Source organism: Nostoc sp., from assembly GCF_036917455.1.
Classification (GTDB): domain Bacteria; phylum Cyanobacteriota; class Cyanobacteriia; order Cyanobacteriales; family Nostocaceae; genus Nostoc.
In genome coordinates, this window is record NZ_JBALDK010000193.1 from 13,732 (window position 1) to 35,757 (window position 22,026).

Sequence of the window (22,026 nt, forward strand, 5' to 3'; positions counted from 1 at the left end):
CCAATCCCCAATCCCCATTCCCCAATCCCTTAAATTATGTGGTCTGAACTTAAAATAGCGATCGCTAGTTTCGACATTCCTGCTGATTGGATCGGTATCAGAGCCGTAAAGGAGACTTCTACTACCCGTGCAGTCCGTGATGGCTTACCCCAGGTAAATGGCAAATCCTTCACTGTCGGAGCCATGCTGGAAGTTTTAGTCAACGGCTGTCTGGGTTATGCAGCAACCAACTCTCTGGAACTGTCTTCCCTACAAGCTGCTGCCGAAACAGCCTATAAACAAGCACTAGCAGCCAGTGAATGGTGGATACATCCCTTTCGTGAAACTGAACGCCCTAAAGTCGTTGGTGAATATAAATCTCCATTTCTTGAACCATTAGATGCTTTAAGTCCGGGAGAAATCAATGATTTACTGGTTCGCATTTGCCAAACGCTGAAAGTTGACGACAAAATTGTGCAAACCATAGCCAGCGCTAGCACCATTGATAGAGAGTCTTGGTTTGTTAGCAGCAACGGCTCAGAAGTCTATCAAAAAACTCTATCTATAGGCACTCATTACGGAGCCACCGCCCAAGATGGCGTGGTTATACAGCAGCGCAGCAACAATGGTTCGCAAGCTAACTGTTACCAAGGCGGACTAGAACTTTTAAAACAAGAAAACTTATGGTATAGGGTACAGCAAATTGGCGAACAAGCAGTAGAACTCTTGACAGCAGAAGAATGCCCAACCACCTGTACCAATTTAGTTTTAGCCCCAGATCAAATGATGCTGCAAATCCATGAAAGTGTCGGGCATCCTTTAGAAATTGACCGAATTTTGGGAGATGAACGTAACTATGCTGGGGGTAGCTTCGTTAATAAAAGCGATTTTGGCAATCTGGTATATGGTTCGCCACTGATGAACATTACCTTTGATCCCACTGTGGCTGGCGAATTTGCTAGCTATGGCTTTGATGATACTGGTGCTGTAGCAACGCGGGAATATTTGGTTAAAGAAGGAGTACTCCAACGAGGTTTAGGCAGTCTAGAGAGTCAAGCAAGAGCAGGTGTACCAGGAGTAGCCTGTGCCCGTGCTTCCTCATGGAATCGACCAGCGATCGATCGCATGGGTAACTTGAATTTAGAGCCTCTAAATGCAACCTTTGAAGACATTATTAGCGGGATAGAACACGGCGTTTATATGGAATCTAACCGATCTTGGTCAATTGACGATCGCCGCTACAAATTTCAATTTGGTTGTGAGTACGCTAAATTAATTGAAAATGGTAAACTCACTAAAACCCTTCGTAATCCCAACTATCGCGCCACAACACCAGAATTTTGGCATAGCTTAATCCAAGTAGGAAATGCTGAAAACTGGCAAATGTATGGTACTCCTTACTGTGGCAAAGGAGAACCAAATCAGGCCATTTGGGTAGGACACGGTTCGCCTGTTTGTGTATTTGCAAATGTCGAAGTTTTTGGTGGAGGAAGTTAAATAATTCGTAATTCGTAATTGCGCGTTTTGTATAGGGATTTAGCTCAAATATAAAATGCGTCTAGTTATAGCGGGGGATTATAATTCGCCGAATAATTATGAATTGGTAATTACTAACTAAGTTGAAAAAGTGCAAATTCAGTAGCTAGTAGTTAAGAGTTTAAAATTAAAATATTTAACTTTTAATTAAAAAATAACTCTTAACTACTAAATTTTTCCCCTCATTATTCCCTATTAATATTTAATATCCATGAAAATTGAGGAATTATCTGCGTTAGAAGTCAGCTTTAATCGACTGATTGAAACTTTGCTTATAAAAAAAGCAGAAAATGAACAATTCACTGTGAGACTTGGTAGCGAAAGAAGTCAATTTACTCGTTTTAACCATGCGAAAGTGCGGCAAACTGGTTGTGTTGCTGATGGCTGGATTGAACTGATTCTAATGGCAGATCAGCGCAGCAGTATTCGGCAGTTTCCCTTTACTGGAAATTGGGAAATAGACTGGCAATTAGCATATTCTGCTTTGCAGGAACTACGGGACGAACTGATTTTACTACCTATCGATCCATATCTAGTTTTACCATCAGGAACTAATACCAGTCGGGAAGTACATTCGGGACATTTATTGCCAGAAGAAGCAGTAGTAATAAGTGTATTAGAACAAGTATCTAAATTAGATTTTACTGGTATATATGCAGGAGGAATAGTAATTAAAGGCTATGGTGATTCCAGTGGTCAAAAACACTGGTTTGCTACTGATTCTTTTACCTTAGATTATTCTCTATTTTCTACCTTGGGACAAGCAGTTAAGGGCACATTTGCAGGAAGTGATTGGGATGAATCTGCTTATATAGCCAAAATCATCGAAGCCAAAAAGCAACTCGAATTGCTTGCTCGACCAGTTAAAGAATTACCACGGGGACAATACAAAACTTATTTTGCACCTGCTGCTGTTGCAGATTTATTACTGATGCTTTCTTGGGGAGCAGTAAGCGAAGCTGATATTCAACAAGGAAATAGTGCTTTAGCTGCTTTATCGCGTCAAGAAAAACAACTTTCGACAAGATTTACTTTGAAAGAAAACTTTCAGCGCGGATTAGTACCGCGATTTAATGAATTAGGAGAAATGGCAGCACCGGAGTTACCTGTAATAGAAAAAGGAAGTTTGGTAAACACTCTGGTGAATTCTCGTACTGCTAAGGAATATCAAAAAATTGCCAATGGTGCTAATGGTTCAGAGACTCTACGCGCGCCAGAAATCAGTCCAGGAAATTTAGGATTTGAGCAAATTCTTCCAAGATTGGATACAGGATTGTATCTGTCAAATTTGCATTACTTGAATTGGAGCGATCGCCAAACTGGTAGAATCACAGGTATGACTCGCTATGCTTGCTTTTGGGTAGAAAACGGAGAAATCATTGCTCCCATTGAAAACTTACGTTTTGATGAAAGTCTCTATCGCTTCTGGGGAGAAAATTTAGTAGATTTGACTGATTTTGAAGAGTTTATTCCCGAAGTAGGCACTTATGATAGTCGCCAACTAGGAGGTAGTTTAGTTCCCGGTATGCTGGTAGAAGATTTTACCTACACTTTGTAATCAGGTATTAATTGCGTTTTTGATGAATTTGCAAGCCGCAGATACCCGACTTCTTTGATAATTCGGGTATCTGGTTCCTCACGAAATACTAAAATCACCTATTTGTGTAAACTGCATTAATTAGAATATCTTTAATAGTGAAATAAATAATTAATAGCAACAATAAAAATTGCTCAATCTGAAGAATTGGATCTAAGCGCCAACCTTGAAAAAACAAAATCATCCCACACATGAACATTATAATTGGTGTAAATATCACTTGAATAATGTAAAGTGCTAAAACCCAGCTTGTCAGCCTAGTACCACGTTGACCTAGCCAAGCTACTGTTAAAATAAAGTAAACAATTGCCAAAAGCAAGTAAACAATTCCAATTAAACCACCTAGATTTAATCCAAAATTCACTTGAGCCAAAGTAAACATTTTTTAAAAATCCTGATTAATTACAAGCAAAAAATTTAAATCTATTACTCGGTAGATTCCCCAAAAAATCTTCATTAATAAAAATAGTTGGGTTAAGCAATAGCGAAACCCAACTTATAATTTTTACTCATCTCTTATTAGAACCTCTATTTCTTTTTGTTAGGAGGTGAATTACGCTGTGTAAGATTATCAATTTGCAATTGTTGCCTTCCGTTGGTGACAATTCGGAGCATATCTTTTAGATCCTGCTCGATATTGCCCAAAATACCATCAGCATAAGCATCAGCACCATCTTCAATGTCTTGAGCCTGAGCGATCGCAGTTTGCCTCATAAGCTCTAACTCTTGCTGACAAGCATACCGCTTGCGCTCAATCTCCGCGAGGGTTTCTTGCATTATTCCCTCACACTCTTGTTGCACTTGTCGGCGCAGTTGTTCGGCTTCTTGTTCTGCCTGTTGAATAATATCGCTTTCAGCCAAAATTTGCGCTCTTTTTGCTTGCGCGGCTTCAACAACCTGTTGTCCATACTCTTCCGCTTCTAGCAGAATTTCATCCTTTTGCTCAAGGATGGCTGCTGCTTCTTGAAAAAGTGATGGTAAAGCAAGCCGGATGTAATCAAGCTGTTCCAGCAGCTTTTCTTCATCTATAAGAGTGCGTCCCGTCAGCGGAATCCTGAGACTAGAGAGAACTATTTCCTCTAGTCGGTTGAGTTCCTGCTGAATATCTATGTTTCCCTCTCCACCGAGATATTCTTCAGGGGGGGGATTGCTTCCGTTGAGATTGGGTTCAACATTGGAGAGTTGTGATTGTAGCATTGGTATATATCTAGGGCAATGTGTGGGGGAACGAGATGATCGATAGAGCCGCCAAACCTTGCAATCTCTCTTACCACACTACTACTTAAAAAACTATACTCATTTGAGGTTGCTAAAAAAACTGTTTCTATTTGGGTAGAAAGAGTTTTATTGGTATGAGCCATTTGCAGTTCCACTTCAAAATCTGACACAGCCCGTAAACCCCGAAGCAAAACTTGTGCATGTCGCATTTGGGCATAGTTTACGGTAAGACCATCAAAGCTGTCTACTTCTACATTGGGTAGATGTTGTGTAGAAAGACGGATCTGATCTAGCCGTTGCTGTACGCTAAAAAGTGGCGTTTTGTTCGGGTTCCGCAGTACCGCGACGATTACCTGCTCAAACAGGCGACAACCGCGCTGAATGAGATCGAGGTGTCCCAAGGTGATGGGGTCGAAGCTACCAGGATAAATAGCAATCACAATTTTAGATATATCAAAGTTGTTTAGGTGATTATATCGAAACTATTTTGTGTAACTTACTCAAATCTACCATCTTGCGCTCTGAGCAAGAATGCTAAACTCAATTGTTTTAGTGACACAAGTTATGCTCAACTAGGCGTTAGGAATTAGACTCCTAAATATGGATGCTGGATTTTAAGTGTAATTCTAGTATTCGAGATGCAAGAAACTCCGTACTTAGCAAAGTGCGCGGGTAGTTAACGAACTTTTCTAGGTAATTTCTCATGGCACTGGATTTTTCCACCTTGCTCTTGGCGTTTCAATTTACTTCTCCAGGGCCCATTCTGGTGAAATTAGGGCCACTAAGTATTCGATGGTATGGCTTATTGATTGCTACGGCAGTGTTAATTGGCGTAATTCTTTCCCAGGAGTTGGCAAAGCGCCGTAACGTCAATCCTGAGTTGCTAGGCGATTTGTTCTTTTGGTTATTGATTGGGGCAATTCCCGGCGCACGGCTATATTACGTTTTCTTTGAGTGGTCAAAATATGCCCCAACTCCAGGAAAAATCTTTGCTATCTGGGAAGGAGGTATTGCCATTCACGGAGCAATTATTGGTGGCGTTATAGCTGCGTTAATCTTTGCCAAAATCAAGCAGGTTTCTTTCTGGCAACTGGCAGATTTAGTAGCGCCTTCGTTGATTTTAGGGCAAGCGATCGGACGTTGGGGTAATTTCTTTAATTCTGAAGCTTTTGGCGATCCTACCAATTTACCTTGGAAGCTGTATATTCCACCAGACCATCGTCCTCTACAATATGCTAGTTTCGATTACTTCCATCCCACCTTCCTGTACGAATCTCTGTGGGATTTAATGGTATTTGCGCTACTAATAACGTTATTTTTCCGATCTTTATCCGGTAAGCCACGTTTGAAGGTAGGCACGCTATTTTTAGTTTACTGGCCAGCCTACAGCTTAGGACGCTTGTGGATTGAAGGTTTCCGCACTGATAGCTTGATGCTGGGGCCATTACGGATGGCACAAGTAGTAAGTAGTTTAGGAATTTTATTAGGATTCGTTGGATTAGCCTGGCTTTACTTACTCAAACGCTCTTTACCCGACGTAGTGCCTACTCCCAAGGGAAATGGAGAGATAAGGGGATAAGGGGGATGAGGGGCAAAGGAGAATAATTTATAACCAATGCCCAAATGATCAACGACAAATGACTAAAAAATAAAAAATGCCCCAGAATATTTTCTAGGGCTTAACCAGGGTGCATCTACCATTACTCTCTACCAGCGAAAGAGAGTGAATCCGGAAAGATACTGAGAAATATCAAAAAAGTTTTTGAGGGATTGTCGTGGGTTCTTTTAAAAGTGAATATACAGAAAACTTAAGTTATAAAAAAACACTACATGCCATAGAACCATCTGTGTATATTGTTGGAGCAGGTCCTGGAGATCCCGATTTATTGACGGTGAAGGCGCAGAAACTACTGGCTGTTGCTGATGTGATTTTATTTGCTGATTCTTTAATACCCGAACAGATTTTAGAACTTTGCCGAGCAGATGCGGAGATAATTAGGACAGCGAATCAGACTTTAGAAGAGATTTTGCCGATTATGATCGATAGGGTGCGATCGCAACAAAAATCTCTAGTCCGTCTCCATTCTGGCGATCCTAGTCTCTACAGCGCCATCCACGAGCAAATGCACCTCCTTGCTGAGGCAAATATTCCTTTTGAAGTTATACCAGGTATCAGCGCTTTTCAAGCTGCTGCTGCCAAACTCAAAGTAGAACTAACTGTACCCGGTTTAGTTCAAACTATCATTTTGACTCGCATCAGTGGACGTACAGAAGTCCCCGCCAATGAGGAATTAGCAACTCTCGCGGCGCATCAGGCTAGCCTTTGCCTATATCTCAGTGCGCGTCACGTCGAAAATGCCCAAGCTAAACTACTCGAACACTATCCAGCCGAAACCCCCATTGCAATTTGCTTCCGTATCGGATGGCCCGATGAGAAAATTAAGGTTGTTCCACTGAATGAAATGGCGGAATACACTCATAAAGAAAAACTAATTCGCACTACACTTTATATCATCAGTCCAGCACTTTCGACAGCTAAAGGGCGATCGCGTTTATATCATCCCGAACATAATCACCTGTTTCGCTCATCTCATAACTGAATTAGGAATTGGGAAAACTGCCCTTTGTCTAACTTATTCCCGTCATCTCCTCTGCGGTTAGGTAAACTTAACAGTGTGAATAATTTCTAATTCAGGACTATGCCATTAATTAAAGTGCAAACTTCTGCGCCTGCTCCTCAAAAAGCTGAAATTGAGTCCATGCTTTTAAATCTATCAGCCAAGTTAGCGAAACATTTGGGAAAACCAGAATCTTATGTAATGACTGCTTTTGAGCCAGAAGTTCTTATGACTTTTGCGGGGAATACAGACCCCGTTTGCTATATTGAAATTAAGAGCGTTGGCACGATGAAGCCAGATCAAACCGCAGCAATGAGTCAAGACTTTTGCCAGCAAATTAACCAAACTCTAGGTATACCTAAAAATCGTATTTACATTGAGTTTGCAGATGCTAAGGGGGCAATGTGGGGCTGGAACGGTACAACCTTTGGTTAACTCCCCGTCTTCTTTGGTTAAGACTAACTCGATATAGCAGGTGTAGGATAGAGATCCTACATCAACTCGTGATTTTTTTATGTCTGCTACGCCTCTTGTATCTCAGGTTGACTCACACAACCCAGAAAAATCAGAATTAATCCCTCCCCTTCTCGGTGCTTCTGTTGCGGAGTTAAGCACTTGGGTGCAGCAACAAGGACAACCTGCTTACAGAGGAAAGCAACTGCATGAATGGATCTATGATAAGGGAGTGCGATCGCTAGCTGATATTTCTGTCTTCTCTAAGCAATGGCGTGCGGAAGTGGCAGAAATTCCCATTGGGCGCTCAACTTTACATTACCGCTCTGTGGCTCCCGATGGCACTGTCAAATATCTTTTGCGATTAGCAGACGATCAAATTATTGAAACTGTTGGCATCCCCACCTTTGCAGAAAGGGGAGAAGGCCCAAAAGCCCGTCTGACAGTTTGCGTGTCTACTCAGGTGGGTTGCCCAATGGCGTGTGATTTCTGCGCTACTGGTAAGGGAGGCTACAAACGCAACTTAGCACGGCACGAAATTATCGATCAAGTGTTAACTGTGCAAGAAGATTTTCAGCAACGGGTTAGCAATGTGGTATTTATGGGACTAGGTGAACCGTTGTTGAATACTGAGAATGTTTTAGCAGCCCTGAAATCTCTAAATCAAGATATCGGTATAGGACAGCGATCGCTTACAGTTTCTACAGTTGGGATTCGCGATCGCATTCGTCAATTCGCACAAAATAATTTGCAAATTACTCTCGCTGTGAGTCTGCACGCACCCAACCAAACACTACGAGAAAAACTTATCCCCAGCGCCCGCGCCTATCCTTTAGAAGATTTGCTGGCTGAATGTCGAGAATATGTAGAAATTACTGGACGGCGCGTTACCTTTGAATATGTTCTCTTGGCTGGTGTCAACGATTTACCAGAACACGCATTAGAACTTTCAAAATGTATGCGAGGATTCCAAAGTCATGTGAATTTGATTCCTTACAACCCCATCCAAGAAGTAGACTACAAACGCCCCAACCGCGATCGCATTGAAGCATTTGTCAACGTCCTTAAGCAACAAAATACTGCTGTTAGTGTGCGTTATTCTCGTGGTTTAGAAGCCGATGCTGCTTGCGGACAATTGAGAGCAAGTAAGAATTAAATCTATTGCAGTCAGTAAGTTTAATTACTTTGACCTTGCAGATATCTGGACGTTAATCGTAATTGCTGCAAAATAGACTGCGGTAAAAATTGTTATATTAAGGTTAAGCGATCGCTCAACCCAACCCATAGCAAATAACTGTATGTTGAATCGCCCATTGATGCTTAAACTGTGGCTACTAGTGATTGTTGTTGCAAAAACTTTGCTGATGAATTCTCCTGCTTATGGACAAATAATTCAGACAAATCCTCAGCAACCTGAGTCTTTTCAAGAAAGAATCAGACAACAACAAGAGGAGCAAAATCAGCAAACACAAGAAAAAATGAAGGAAACATGGCTACGGCTAAACCTTCAGGAACCACAACTACAACAACAGCAGAGAATACAGCAGCAAGAATTTTCACGACAACGGCAAGAAATGATCCGCCAGCAACAATTTAGACTACAACAGCAAGAAACTAGATTACAACAGCAAGAATTTTCACGGCAGCAACAACTCAGAATACAAGATCAACAACTTAGACAAGAGCAACAAATTAGACAACAGCAAGAATTAAGATTACAAGAACAAAGACGACAGCAACAACTCAGACAACAGAAGGGTAACTTGTAAAGTAAACTCTTCAAATTTAAGAGCGTGAACTTTGATTATTAAAAATTGGAGAATATTTTCTCTAATTTTTAATTTTTATTATCTAGCGCTTTGCATAAATCCCTGGTGCATAAGCTTCAATGACTTTGCCAGTGCGGGTGCAACTAATCATCAAGTAGTCACAACTAGAGCATTGTGTGCGAGTCAATTGACTATCATAAATATAATAACGTTCTGCTTGGCAGCCGCAATTTGGGCAGTAAATCTTTTGAACTATCTGCATTTTAAAACCCCTAGTTGTAAATTTTTTTATTTGATAAAACTGCCAGTTAAAGTAGCAATAAATTTGGTTTGACCCAACTTAACAAACGACCTTAAGATTGGCTGATTATTTTAAAGAAAATTTCAGATTTGAAAACTTTTCGATATCTTTGTATATTATCCTAAAATCTAAGCGATCTTACCCTCATACTTTAGATACATAAATTATTTTTTAATTAAATCCCGCTTAGATATTTACTGATCCCTATAATGAATGCCTTGAGAGAGCCTTATTTATAGTCATTTCAGACTAATACAAAAAAAGCTATTCTTGTATTCAAAAATTAAAACCAATAAATTACTGTATATTTAGTTACAAAATGTCTATCTTAATCTTTAGTTAATATTTTCTAGCAAGATTATGACGTTAAATTCTGGAGAGATAATTTAACCTAAATTAGTATACTTACGAGATACCGTAAATTTACGGTATTTATCCATCTTAAATTCTCGCAGACAACCTTAACAGAATCCTCTGTGAGAGTGGAACTAATACTTTTTCAAGCTAGTTTTAAGGGTGTGTAGTAAGGACTTTAGCCCTTACTACAAATTTGTTTATTCATACATAAATTGAAATTTTACAGACTACTAATCTCCTCAAGCAGGATGAAAATAATCGTAAATTTCTTGAGCTAAACGCGGCCCGATTCCTGGAACCTCAGCGAGTTGTGGGGTTGTTGCTTGGCGAATATAATCAACTGAGCGAAAATGCCCTAATAGCTGCTTTTGCCGATGATGTCCTAAGCCAGGAATTTCATCTAAACGCGATCGCTTTAATTTATCACTGCGTTGCTGACGATGGAAAGTCACTGCAAACCGATGCGCTTCATCCCGCAGCCGCCGCAATAACTGCACCCCTGGTTGTTCTGCATCAGTTGTCAAGGGTTTAGATTCACCCGGTAAAAAAATCTCTTCTCGCTGCTTCGCTAAACTCACAACTCGCAAGTCTTCTAATAAATTCATCTCTTGCAAAACGGCGATAACCGATGATAACTGACCTTTACCGCCATCAATCATGATTAGATCAGGCCAATCTGGATTACCCAAACGTGTTAGTTGCGGATCTTCCCCATATTTGCGGAATCGTCGCCCAATAACTTCAGCAAGACTAGCAAAATCATCCGAATGTCCCGCCGTCACCGTGGGATTTTTAATTTTGTAGTGGCGATAATGCTGCTTGGCTGGTAAACCGTCGATAAACACTACTTGCGAAGCTACAGCATTTGACCCTTGAATGTGGGAAATATCATAGCCTTCGATGCGGTGGGGTACATCTGGTAAATCGAGAATAGCTGCTAAATCTTGCATTGCTTGGTGATTGCGATCGCCAAATTTTTGCATTCTTTGCAATTCATACTGAGCATTTCGCTCTACCATCTCAATTAATTCTGCCTTAGTTTGCCGCAAAGGAGTCAAAATCGTGACTTTTTTACCTTTACGTTGAGTTAAGACATCCGCCAATATCTCCGCATCTGGTAAATCATGCTGTACCAGAATTTCTAAAGGTATTTCCACTGAGTCAGCAGTTTGGTAATGTTCCTCCAAAGCTCGTTGTAAAATAGCTCCTGGTTCTGCGTGAGCATCCGCCACAAACGCTAAACGTCCCACCAATTGGCCAGCGCGAATCTGGAATAGTTGAATGCAAGCGTGTTCTTCGTTAGCTGCCAGTGCGATCGCATCCCGTGAAACTGTATCATCTGGTAAGGATACTTTTTGATCAGCAGTCAGCGACTTTAACCCAGAAATTTGATCGCGAACGCGTGCTGCTGACTCAAAATTTAAGTTCTCAGCGGCGGCGTTCATCTGTTGAGTCAAAATGTCAATCAATTCCTGAGTTCGCCCTTGGAATACCATCGCTATCTTTTGGACAATTTTGCGATATTCTTCTGGTGAAGTCAGCTTTTGACATACACCCGGACAGCGCCCTAAATCATAATTTAAGCACGGACGATCTTTGAAAAGTGGTTGAGGTCGTTGTCGCTGGGGAAAGATGCGTTTACAGATGCGGACAACTTCTCGCAATAAACCAGCATCGGTATAAGGCCCGTAAAATTTATCCTTTTCCTTACCAAATTGACGTTTACGGGTAATAAAAATTCGCGGATAATCTTCTGACCAAGTAATGCAGAGATAGGGATATTTTTTATCATCTTTGAGCAGCACGTTGAAGTATGGCTGGTGCTGCTTAATCAAGTTGGCTTCTAATGCTAAAGCTTCGGCTTCAGTATCAGTGACGATAAATTCAATTTCTGTCACCAACTTGACCATCGTGACGATGCGTTCAGTCTTGTTGTAGCCATCGCGGAAATAAGAACGGACACGCGATCGCAACTTCCGTGACTTACCTATATATATAATGCGATCGCTCTTGTCGCGCATGAAATAAACTCCCGGTTCCGGCGGAATTTCGGCTAAACGATTTTCCAGTCGTTCCGGCTCTTTAACCAGTGGTAGTATTTGAGTAGATATTGTCACAACCAATATTAGGTAATCTTTCTCTATTTTAAGAAAAATTGTTTTTTTGTGCCGATTTAATAGAGTAATTATCAAGTAAATATAAAGTAAGTAGACTTTTGTTCTCTAGATGCTTCTGCGGTTACTCTACGAATTCCCCAAGGGAGTACCCACAGGGTGGCTTGGTTTACGATCGAATACAACATGGCGTAAATCCCGCGACCATCTAGATTAACGAGATTTGGGGCAAAGCCTCCTTAAAAAGGTAGGTAACTTTCGCCACAATTTACTAGATACTTTACAGCAAGCATCGCAACTTTGTAGCAGCCAAGAGTTTATCTAGCCGTGATTTTATTCTTTATCTGCTACTGTCAGAATAACAGTTTGGCTTTTGGAATTTATAATTAATATTTAAAAATAGATAATAATTCGTTATTGGAAAATTTGTTTTTGGAATTTAGTTAATTTTGTTTATATACTTTTCATTAAAAATAATAATAAATTTACTTTCTGTTTATATAGACATTAGAGAAACAAATTATTATCAAAGAATAGTTTAGATTTTTAATTTAAGTATAACATTAAGCGGTTTAACGGATTTAGTCAGTTAATTTTACGAATATCATTGGAAATATAGTTATTACAATAATTTCCAAAAAGAGCTTAACGATGAACCTACAAGAATTTGAAGCCCAGTACCGAGAAGCTATGGCTGAAACGCTCAATGAACTTCAAACCACAGTTTTGCTATTAGCACAAGTACAAAATAAAATTTTAAAAATTGGCACTTCTGTACAAAATATTAGTGAGCAAGTTGAAGAGTTCATTAAAGACCAAAAAGCTGAATAAAGGTATGCCCAGCAAAAATTTTATCCTTGGTCAAAAGCTAACTCTTCTTCAATTGTAAGTATAAGATCCTTGAGTTTTAGAGGTTTGACAAAATATCGACGTGCGCCCAAACTTAGAGCTAGTTCTCGATCTGCTTTAAAAGCAAAAGCTGAAACCACAATGATCGGTATTTTTGATAAATCAGGTTTTTGCTGTACTTGTTTTAAGAGTGAATAACCGTCAATATCTGGCAACTTCAAGTCTAATAACATTAAATCTGGCTGAAATTTATCTATAGTTGAGAAAAAAGCAGATCCTTCTGATAAACTTTGGACATCATAGCCACAGTAACTTAGATAGTCACTCAGTAACAACCTATTGAGATAATGGTCTTCAACTAGCAAAATTCTTTTAACTTGCTGTGAACGCAATGGCTGACCTACATTGAATAATTGTGCTGTCATTGCTACCTATTATCTGATTATCTTAAGTAAAAGGCAACGATTATTATCATGAAATATAACAGTAGTACATTTAAATGGCAAAACCAATAATAACTTAACTTATATAATCTAGTTAAAGACATTAATAAATTAAATTCAACTGCCATACAATACTTAATAATAGTATGTTTAAATGTGACACCAATCAAATATTAATCTTTTCTTTACTAGCTCTTGACAATTTATAGTATTACATAAAAGAATTATTTTCAAAAGTGAAGTGACTAATTCTTTTGAGTGAAATTACTTAAGCAATATTAGGCTAATTGTCCTTCATTGAAAAGTTTTCACTTAGATTTGAAGGTAAGTAATACTATTTCATGAAATTGATGTTACAAATCCGTTGATGTGGCAACAGATATATAGACCCTTACAAACGATTCATTTTTTGCAACTATTATGATGCGTTTCGTTACCCCACGGGATCGCTAATACACACCCTGCTTGTATTTCAAAAATTAAATATGAGTTCTACAGATAAATCCGCTTTGATTTATGAACTTACTTGCGTGGTGTGCGAAGCAGTTAAGAGGTAAGGGTAAAGGGGAAAAAAGCTCTTTGAGTTGTACTGAGTTTTTTCAAAAATAAAATATAATTCCTATATATGACTCATATTTGATTCTTGAAAAATATAAGTATCTGTAGGGTGCGTTAAACGGAACGTCGTAACGCACCATCAGCTTCGGATGCTTCCGTACTGTCAGCGCAGCGCTAACGCACCCTACGTATATTTGAGAAATCAAACCGGATTCCTATAGCTGCAAGGAAATATTCATAAAAAAGGGAGCTGTTAGCTCCCTTACTGATTTGTCGTTTTTAACCCGCAATCTTAAATAGATGCTTTTTTAAATTTGCGTTGTGTAGCAAACACACCAGCAACACCCAACAGACCAAGTATTACTGATGATTCTGGGACTTGCTTTACGTATCCAGGTGTGTGCCAAGTGTAATAAGCGCTGTAAGATATGCCGTCATCAGAGGCTGTAATTCCAGATGCAGTGGAGTTAAAGCTGTAGGCGTAGGAGGTTTGACCACCAGTAACTACCTTGGCAATTTCACTAGCTCCGATTTCACCTTGGTAGGCGTTTAATGCAGTTTTGAAGTTGAGGAGGTCTTTGAATGATGTCAGTTGAGCTATTTGAGTTGACAGCGTTGCCTTCTTAGAAGCAGGGGTTAGAGGCGAGTTAAGCGTTAGTTGAAGTGTTGAAATCTGAGTTTGAACTTCTAAAGCGGTTGGTAAAATTGTTTTACCTGGAAATAGTGATTTCACTCCTCCAGTCCACGCTTCGTTAAGTTTAGTAGAAAGTGTATCTGAGAGTTTGGTTTTTACATCTAAGTGACCAACCAAGCTCAGTTCCACACCGCCATTTTGACCGAATTGGAAGCTACCAATGTTAGGGTCTCCCATTCCCAATGAAGGAAAATAACTCGCTACTAATGATTGGGTAGTCGCTGAAAAACCATTCCACACTGTCTTGAATGGAGTATAGGTATTCAACAAATCGCCCAGCCATTGCGAACCAAAAGTATTCCAGTCATTAGCAGTAACACTGCTAACGGTAGCACTGTAGTTCCCTTCTGTGGCGGTGAAACCAACGTTAGAAGTGGGGTTTTCGGTACTATACCAAAGCTCGACGTTAGAGCTGGAATTGTTATCTGTCAAAGCTTTGATGGCAGCGTCAGTACCACCTTGTGCATTCCCTTTAATGAAGGTACCCTTTGAGCCACCAGTGTAAGTGTTAATTTCTGCTGTATTATTGAAACTAAAAGATGTAGCGTGTGCTGGAGCAGTAGCAAGAGCGCTCATACCAATAGCCATTGAAGCACCAATTACAAGTTTCTGGAAAGTCATTTTCATTTTTTTAAGTCTCTGTCAATTTGGAAGTTAAGTTTTAAACTATTGCCGTTTATAGGCTTGGGCTGTCTTGACTACAGGCTTTTTGGCAATACGGCGGCTTGAAAACGCGACCTGCATTGTTAGCCATCTTTGGTAGCTGAACGCACAAACCCAGTTTAAGAAATGGAGAGACCTGATTGGGTGAAGTTACTTGCGATTATCAGTAAAAGTATGACGAATGTTTTTAGATTTTTTTAAGTCTAATTACATATATTATGCATTTACAGAAAGTGATATAAGATACAATATAAGAATTTTGAGTTCAGTATAATACGGTCATTTATAGAGGCGCACGGCTGTGCGCCTTTGCTGCGTCTTTGATCCATAGACTTTGGCGCAAAAAATTCTTGGCGTTCGGCTTGAGAATAAATTTAATGAAGAAACTGAGCAATTTTTTCCACAGCAGTTTCTAACAAAGGTGGCTCATGTACCAAGGCAAAGCGGACATACCCTTCACCGAATTTGCCAAAGCCAGCGCCTGGGGAAGCCGCTACACCAGTTTGTTTGACTAACTGGGTACAAAATTCTATGGAGTTTCGACTCCAAGGTGAGGGTAACTTTGCCCAGATGTACATTGTGGCTTTGGGAGTAGGAACATTCCAGCCAATGCGGTGTAAAGCAGTAATGAAAGCATCACGGCGTTGCTGGAAGGTAACGACAGCAGATTTTACCCCAGCTTGAGGGCCAGTTAGGGCTGCGATCGCACCATTTAAAATCCCCTGATACTGATTAAAATCAACGGCAGCTTTTACTTGACGTAAGGCATTAATTAACTCAGCATTACCAATTGCGTAGCCAATACGGAAGCCGCCCATATTGTAGGACTTGGAAAGGGTGAAAAATTCAATCGAGACGCTTTTCTCTGGATCGGCTTGGAGAATTGAGGGGACTAGGGATTGGGAAGAATTCATTGCCCAATTCCCAATTTCCTCAAATACTAAATCTACGTAGGGGAAATCATGAATCAGGGCAAGATTATTTTGCTGACAGAAGGCGACAGCTTCTTGGAAGAAAGATAAAGGAGCGATCGCAGAGGTGGGATTGTGAGGATAACTTAATACCATCATCCGCGACTGAGCTAAGACTGGGGCAGGAATATCAGCAAATACTGGTAAAAAAGCGTTTTCTGCCCGTAATGGCATCGGGTAGATTTGACCACTAGCTAGGTAGACTCCCCCAGCATGAGAGGGATAACCTGGATCGAGCAACAGGGCAAAATCTCCTGGATTGAGCAATGCTAGAGGTAAATGGGCTGTACCTTCTTGAGAACCGATCAGAGGTAGTACCTCAGTTTGGGGATCTACCTTGATGCCAAATTTTTGTTCGTACCAGTTGGCTGCGGCTTCACGAAACCCAAAAGTACCGTTAAACAACAGATAGCCGTGCGTACTGCGATCGTGGAGAGATTGGGCGATCGCCTCAATGACGTGTGCTTCGGCTGGTAAATCAGAAGACCCCAACGACAAATCAATTACTTGTTGTCCAGCGGCCAAAGCGATCGCCTTGGCTCTGTCCATATCAGCAAATACATTTGATTGCAGGGGTTGTAAACGCTTTGCAAATTGCATATTAGTCATTTGTCATTAGTCATTTGTCATTTGTCATTTGCTATGAACTATTGACTAATTACTATTTAAGTGCGTATCTAAGAGTTCGAGTAATTTATCTTTGCCGATGACTCCCTCAGTCGAAATTAAAACTTCCTGGCCTTGAAATAGTCTGAGAGCGGGGACACCTTCCACTTGGTACTGTTTAACAGTGACTGGGTTGGGGTCAATTTCCATTTTCACGACTTTGAGGCGATCGCTATATTGGGTAGCAGCTGAACTAATCAGGGGCGACATCAATTGACAAGGCCCACACCAGGAAGCCCAAAAGTAAACTAATACTGGCTGTTCAGCTTTTAATACTTCTGTTTCAAACTCAGCATCAGTTATGGTGATTACAGCCTTACTCATTGCAGTCTCCATCAGGTGGCGATCGAAGTTGGCACACACAATACTTTATCCCAAAGTAGTCAATAGTCCATAATCAATAATTCATAGTTATTAGGACTGTTAACTATTGACTAATGACGTAAAATCCCACAGCCAACAGGCGTGGGACTGGCTCAAATAAGTTTTCTGGCAATTTTATAGTTGATCCAATTGCTTGCGTAAAGAATCCAACTCAGCATCAACCACTTCATTAGACTTAGCAGGAGTGGCTTCTTGTTGCGGTGGTAGTTGGGCTTGACTTACTGGAGTAGCAGGTGGTAGCATTTGCGCTTTCAACGCTGCCAATTCATCATCAACATCGCTACTACCTTCCAACCGAGCAAATTGGCTTTCTAAATCAGCACCTGCTAATTCTCCAGCAGACTGGGCCCGGGCTTCTTGCATCAAGACTTTTTCTTCCATCCGCTCGAAGGCAGACATTGCACTGCTGGTATTCATCCCACTTACCATGTTTTGCAGTTGCTCTTGGGCTTTAGCAGTGGTGATTCTAGCTCTGAGCATTTCTTTCTTGGTTTTCGCCTCAGAAATCTTGCTTTCAAGCTGGATTAAGTTGCGTTTGAGGGTTTCAACTTGAGTGCTTTGGGTATCTAAACTAGCTTTTAGGGCAGTGCTAGTATCCGTATAAGTTTTCTTGCGCTCTAGGGCTTGTCGTGCTAAGTTCTCATCACCTTTTTGTAGGGCTAGTTGAGCGTTGCGTTGCCACTTATTGATTTCATTTTGGGCATCAGCGTACTGTTTCTCACTGCGTTTTTGGGCGGCGATCGCTTGGGCTACTCCCTGACGCAGCTGCACCAAGTCTTCCTGCATTTCCAGGATGGCTTGTTCTAGCATTTTTTCGGGGTCTTCGGCTTTGTTAACCAGGTCGTTGAGGTTAGAACTAACTACTCGCTTAATGCGATCGAATAATCCCATAACTTTGTTTTTCCTTGTTTGGTTTACGCTTTTTGTCGGACAGTTAGCTTTTTTACTTTTTAATAGCTACCTATTTCAATGTAATCTTTCCGGCTGGAATCAGTACGTTCTAACAACTCTTAATTGTTAAGATATCTACAAATCGGTTAAGTAGCCCAACTTCAAGAGTCTTGAGTTTTGGGTAACTGCTGTTGGAGAGGCTGAACTTTGTTCTGGTTCTCCTCGGTAAGCAGACTGTGGTGCTGCGTGTTTTCTGCGTAATTTAAAACCTGTACCTTCATCGCGGCTAATTCGGCATCCACATTATTAATAGATTCCAAGGAAGTAAATTGTGTTTCCAAGTCGTCACTACCGAGTTGAGTTATTGCAACTGAATGAGCTTCTATTTGCAAAACTTTTTCTTCCATCCGCTCAAAGGCGCTCAGACTACTAGTGGCAGAAACTCCGCCGAGCATTTCCTGGAGGCGATAAGACGCTTCAGCAGAACGGGCGCGAGCAATATACATATCTTTTTTTGTTTTCGCCTCGGAAATTTTTAACTCTAGCGATCGCATATCCTTTTTTAGCCTAGCGACTATATCGTTTTGCTGCTCTATCTGAGAAAAGAGAGCTGTAGTAGTTTCTTTATAAGCTTGGCGTTTAGTCAAAGCTTCGCGGGCTAGAGGTTCATTGCCTTGTTGTAAGGCCAATTGGGCGCGGCGATACCATTCTTCTGTTTGAGACTGGGCAGCCCCCGCCTGTCGTTCAGTGCGTTTTTGGGTGGCGATCGCTTGTGCTACACCCTGCCGCAACCGCACCAGATTTTCCTGCATTTCCAGGACAGTTTGCTCTAGAATCTTTTCTGGATCTTCTGCACCCCCAATCGAACTATTGAGATTAGCGCGAATCACCCGCAAGATTCGCTTGATTAATTCCATGTCGGCTCTCCATTCACGAAACTCAATACTGAGTGCTGTTAGCGGTAGCGGGGCGTTCAGCCCGTGCTGTTATCTCATGGTATCGTAGATTTTTGCAACTTATGGCTACTGAACCCGTGCCTTAATTCCCTTTGCCTGTAATAATTGCATCTGTTTTTGTACTTGATCTTTGGTCTTAAAAGCACCGAGATAAATCAATTCTTTGTTGGGTGATAAATAAGCATCGGGAATTACTTGCCTGGCTGAGGCAAAAGCCGCACCTTTATTTTCTATCACTACATGATAAAACCCATCTGTTGCTGGTTTGATTTCTGCATTCGGCTTTGGTGAAGTTGCGATTGACTTGGGCAAGGTTTTTGCCGTTGAAATGGGAGGCAAATTCCTCAGGGGAGGTAAGGGCTGTACCATCGGGACTGGTGCTAAAGCGATCGGATTTGTCGGTTTTAGGGCTGTGTTGGTTTGAGGCAATGTCCCTTGAGAATTTACGGGGTTTTGGGGAACAACTGGATTAGGTACTACTGCGAGGGTTGGTTGGACTTTAGGTTGTAAGCCAACTACATCATTAGGATCTCTCACATCAGGAAACTCTTGGGCAGCTAGATTAGGATATTTGGGTATAGATGTGCTTGGCGGCTGGATCTTAGGTTGGACATTACTTCCAACTTCCTCAGTATTTTCTGGCGCGGGAGATGAGTTGCCGTTAAATAATTTGCCTAAATTCAACTGTGACAAGCCTTTGGGATTGAACACTACATAACCCAAGGTAAGACTTGCTACTAGGAGTAGCAACATTGAGCCGATACCCAAAGGTGATAGGAGACTATCGCTAGAATTGCTTGGCTTCTTGGTTTCCGCTTGTTCTTCTGTCAGACTTCGCAGCAGTGCTTCACTAGATTTTAAATAGTCATCCGGGTGCTTAGGGGTGTCATCTGACTGCAAGAGATTTTCGCTCTTAGTATCTTTAACGATTGCTGGCACGATGCTGCTACTAAAGTTGGGTGGCGGCGGTGGAAGTTGAGTTTGGACTTTAGCAGAATCGGGTGTGAAGGGCACATTGAAATTATTTAGTTCTTCGGTATTTGCAGTAGGTGGCGCTGGGTTCTTTTGAGAATTCACAGCCAAAGCTACAGAAGATACTGGTGGTACGTCAATTTTTGCCGTAACTGGCGCTGGGGTTCCCTGATGATTCACAGGTACAGATGCAGGGGGCACGTTGGGTTTAATTTCTGTTATTGATGACTGAGTTGTGCCCGATGTTGTCAAAATGGCAGTCAAGGGCTGGGCTTGACTGCTCATGTAACTGGCAACACGGCGCTGGTTCGATGACACCAAACCATTTCGCGTGCGTCGGTACCGAGCTAACTCTTGATCTAGCGGCACCTCTAAACTCGCTAGTGCTGCTGCTAGTGCTGGTTTCAATCCAGGTGTTTTAGACGATTGAGTACCGGAATCGTTCAGGGGGTTTTGAGTCATTACCTCTGTGCCTCAAACGTAGATTGCTGAAATTAACTTTAGATATATTTCTGACAATAGTAGCGAAAATTATATAAATAGATAGATGGGGAATTGGGAAAGAGAGATTTTCAGGCTTTGTTGTGAACAATAGTTCATGGGAGTCTATCTTGGAAATGGAGTATGGGGCAGTGAGTGTAGTAGGGGGAAAACTCCTCACTTCTCATTCCTCACTTCTCACGGGCTAAACGCCCCGCTACCGTTAACAGCACTTTGAATAATGTCGTTGAAATCAATTCATGATATTTTAGGCGTTCTAGAAAAGCAGGCTAAATGGCAGGAGCAACCATTTCAATACTTACTTAAGTGTTGGGCAGAAGTTGTTGGGTCAGGGGTTGCCGCAAATACTCGACCATTATCGATTCAGCGCGATGTTTTGTCGGTAGCAACTTCTAGTGCTGCTTGGGCGCAAAACCTGACTTTTGGTCGCACGTCTCTGCTTTTAAAGTTGAATAAAAAGCTGCCAACGCCTTTGGTTGATATTCGCTTCTCTACTGCTAGCTGGCAGAATAAATCTGTGGAGAGAAAACAGCAACAAACAATTTCGCCCCACGAGCATCCCAGTTACCTTGCTGATGAGATTAGCCTTCCTGATGTTACACCCACTAAGGATGTAAATGCTGCTTTTGGGCATTGGACGAAGATTATGCGATCGCGATCGCATGGCTTACCCCTTTGTCCTCAATGTGAATCTCCCACCCCACCCGGCGAACTCCAGCGCTGGGCAGTCTGTTCTATATGTGCTGCTAAACAGTTTTAAGGAGAGTCAGTTCTGACTTCAATTGACAGCAAAATAGTTGAGCGATTATTCGTTGAGTAGAATTTTTCCTCAAGTAATTTGCTTCTGCCATATAGAAAAGTTCTAATTATTGAGAAAATAATATGTTTTATGGCTAAAATATGTCTAATGTGGTACGGGAAGCAGACTATTTATCTGGAATTATATGCCTTAATCTATCCTTAAGGAGGAAGTTAAAAGGCTAAATAAATCAAAATCTTTAGTTTTACTCTTGATCCCTAATAAGTTTTAGCCAAAATCTATAGGTAATCACTCTCAAAATTATTTAAAAATATAACAAGATTATAAAAATATCCTAAAGTTTAGTTTTTCGTTGGGATCGCTGAAACCTATGAATAATAATGACTTTTTGGCTTTTATCTGTCTTTATATATAGAAGCAAAATATAAGGATGAAATTCAGCCAGAAACGGCACTAAAGATGAACCCAAATGAAACCTATTAAATTTTTAGCATCTGCCTGTAAATATTGCCGTCATTACCAACCAGAGGGTCGCCGTGGCGGAGTGTGCCAGCAATTGGGAGCGCCAGTTCAAGCAACTTGGAAGGCTTGCTCTTTGGCGCTTCCACCTTTTGCACCTTCTTGGGAAACCTTGGAAGATGCCTGGACTTTGCCAGATGCAGCACCAGTTTTAGCTTGTTCTCATTCTGTAGCCTCAGATTTAGATAATGCTACTCTTACCTCCATAGAGGAAATAACTGCCTCTATATATTCTGAAGAGGCTAAGACTGAAGCAG

22 protein-coding genes are annotated in these 22,026 nt (G+C 41.1%); 10 read left to right on the top strand and 12 right to left on the bottom strand.

Going from position 1 to position 22,026, the window contains the following annotated elements; all coding sequences use genetic code 11:
• Positions 1-36: 36 nt before the first annotated feature.
• Complete coding sequence (locus tag V7K42_RS20100; protein ID WP_334919121.1) at positions 37-1,476, top strand: TldD/PmbA family protein; 1,440 nt, start codon at positions 37-39, stop codon at positions 1,474-1,476.
• A 250-nt stretch (positions 1,477-1,726) separates the two neighbouring features.
• A complete protein-coding gene (locus tag V7K42_RS20105) occupies positions 1,727-3,073 on the top strand; it encodes a TldD/PmbA family protein (protein ID WP_334919123.1) in 1,347 nt (448 codons plus the stop codon).
• A gap of 94 nt (positions 3,074-3,167) precedes the next feature.
• Here the strand turns inward: V7K42_RS20105 and V7K42_RS20110 are convergent, their stop codons facing one another.
• The 3 genes from V7K42_RS20110 to coaD form a co-directional block, all read right to left on the bottom strand.
• Positions 3,168-3,494: a Ycf66 family protein gene (locus V7K42_RS20110; protein ID WP_334919125.1), complete on the bottom strand. Its 327-nt coding sequence runs from the start codon at positions 3,492-3,494 to the stop codon at positions 3,168-3,170.
• A gap of 146 nt (positions 3,495-3,640) precedes the next feature.
• The gene (locus tag V7K42_RS20115) at positions 3,641-4,309 is read right to left on the bottom strand and encodes a DivIVA domain-containing protein (protein ID WP_334919127.1); all 669 of its coding nucleotides are present in this window, start codon (positions 4,307-4,309) and stop codon (positions 3,641-3,643) included.
• Complete coding sequence (gene coaD, locus V7K42_RS20120) at positions 4,219-4,770, bottom strand: pantetheine-phosphate adenylyltransferase (protein ID WP_334919129.1); 552 nt, start codon at positions 4,768-4,770, stop codon at positions 4,219-4,221. Before coaD ends, V7K42_RS20115 begins: the two co-directional genes overlap by 91 nt.
• Before the next feature lie 263 nt (positions 4,771-5,033).
• On the opposite strand from coaD, the gene lgt reads away from it, so the two are divergent.
• The 5 genes from lgt to V7K42_RS20145 all read left to right on the top strand — a co-directional run bounded on the left by lgt (position 5,034) and on the right by V7K42_RS20145 (position 9,170).
• Positions 5,034-5,909, top strand: coding sequence for a prolipoprotein diacylglyceryl transferase (lgt, locus tag V7K42_RS20125; RefSeq protein WP_334919131.1), 876 nt, complete (start codon positions 5,034-5,036; stop codon positions 5,907-5,909).
• Positions 5,910-6,105: 196 nt separating this feature from the next.
• On the top strand, positions 6,106-6,930 hold the full coding sequence (gene cobM, locus V7K42_RS20130; protein WP_334919133.1) for a precorrin-4 C(11)-methyltransferase: 825 nt from the start codon (positions 6,106-6,108) through the stop codon (positions 6,928-6,930).
• A gap of 99 nt (positions 6,931-7,029) precedes the next feature.
• On the top strand, positions 7,030-7,383 hold the full coding sequence (locus V7K42_RS20135) for a phenylpyruvate tautomerase MIF-related protein (protein WP_334919135.1): 354 nt from the start codon (positions 7,030-7,032) through the stop codon (positions 7,381-7,383).
• Between the two features lie 79 nt (positions 7,384-7,462).
• On the top strand, positions 7,463-8,557 hold the full coding sequence (gene rlmN, locus V7K42_RS20140; protein ID WP_334919137.1) for a 23S rRNA (adenine(2503)-C(2))-methyltransferase RlmN: 1,095 nt from the start codon (positions 7,463-7,465) through the stop codon (positions 8,555-8,557).
• 142 nt (positions 8,558-8,699) lie between these two features.
• Complete coding sequence (locus V7K42_RS20145; protein WP_334919139.1) at positions 8,700-9,170, top strand: hypothetical protein; 471 nt, start codon at positions 8,700-8,702, stop codon at positions 9,168-9,170.
• A gap of 82 nt (positions 9,171-9,252) precedes the next feature.
• Here the strand turns inward: V7K42_RS20145 and V7K42_RS20150 are convergent, their stop codons facing one another.
• Positions 9,253-9,432, bottom strand: a complete 180-nt coding sequence (locus tag V7K42_RS20150; RefSeq protein WP_334919140.1) for a replication restart DNA helicase PriA — start codon at positions 9,430-9,432, stop codon at positions 9,253-9,255.
• A gap of 635 nt (positions 9,433-10,067) precedes the next feature.
• Complete coding sequence (gene uvrC, locus V7K42_RS20155) at positions 10,068-11,945, bottom strand: excinuclease ABC subunit UvrC (protein ID WP_334919141.1); 1,878 nt, start codon at positions 11,943-11,945, stop codon at positions 10,068-10,070.
• Positions 11,946-12,593: 648 nt separating this feature from the next.
• Here uvrC and V7K42_RS20160 point away from each other — a divergent pair.
• Positions 12,594-12,773: a hypothetical protein gene (locus tag V7K42_RS20160; protein WP_334919142.1), complete on the top strand. Its 180-nt coding sequence runs from the start codon at positions 12,594-12,596 to the stop codon at positions 12,771-12,773.
• A gap of 20 nt (positions 12,774-12,793) precedes the next feature.
• Here V7K42_RS20160 and V7K42_RS20165 read toward each other — a convergent pair whose 3' ends face one another.
• The 7 genes from V7K42_RS20165 to V7K42_RS20195 form a co-directional block, all read right to left on the bottom strand.
• A complete protein-coding gene (locus tag V7K42_RS20165; RefSeq protein WP_334919143.1) occupies positions 12,794-13,216 on the bottom strand; it encodes a response regulator in 423 nt (140 codons plus the stop codon).
• Between the two features lie 868 nt (positions 13,217-14,084).
• On the bottom strand, positions 14,085-15,107 hold the full coding sequence (locus tag V7K42_RS20170; protein ID WP_334919144.1) for an NF038130 family PEP-CTERM protein: 1,023 nt from the start codon (positions 15,105-15,107) through the stop codon (positions 14,085-14,087).
• A 416-nt stretch (positions 15,108-15,523) separates the two neighbouring features.
• Positions 15,524-16,720, bottom strand: coding sequence for an LL-diaminopimelate aminotransferase (locus V7K42_RS20175; RefSeq protein ID WP_334919150.1), 1,197 nt, complete (start codon positions 16,718-16,720; stop codon positions 15,524-15,526).
• 54 nt (positions 16,721-16,774) lie between these two features.
• On the bottom strand, positions 16,775-17,110 hold the full coding sequence (locus V7K42_RS20180; protein WP_334919151.1) for a thioredoxin family protein: 336 nt from the start codon (positions 17,108-17,110) through the stop codon (positions 16,775-16,777).
• Between the two features lie 174 nt (positions 17,111-17,284).
• Complete coding sequence (locus V7K42_RS20185; protein WP_334919145.1) at positions 17,285-18,061, bottom strand: PspA/IM30 family protein; 777 nt, start codon at positions 18,059-18,061, stop codon at positions 17,285-17,287.
• Between the two features lie 161 nt (positions 18,062-18,222).
• Positions 18,223-18,978, bottom strand: coding sequence for a PspA/IM30 family protein (locus V7K42_RS20190; protein WP_334919146.1), 756 nt, complete (start codon positions 18,976-18,978; stop codon positions 18,223-18,225).
• 105 nt (positions 18,979-19,083) lie between these two features.
• On the bottom strand, positions 19,084-20,451 hold the full coding sequence (locus V7K42_RS20195) for a hypothetical protein (protein ID WP_334919147.1): 1,368 nt from the start codon (positions 20,449-20,451) through the stop codon (positions 19,084-19,086).
• A 259-nt stretch (positions 20,452-20,710) separates the two neighbouring features.
• On the opposite strand from V7K42_RS20195, the gene V7K42_RS20200 reads away from it, so the two are divergent.
• Entirely contained in the window at positions 20,711-21,250 is a 540-nt protein-coding gene (locus tag V7K42_RS20200; protein WP_334919148.1) for a DUF721 domain-containing protein, read from the top strand.
• A 469-nt stretch (positions 21,251-21,719) separates the two neighbouring features.
• A partial coding sequence (locus tag V7K42_RS20205) for a hypothetical protein (RefSeq protein ID WP_334919149.1) occupies positions 21,720-22,026 on the top strand: 307 nt, incomplete at its 3' end.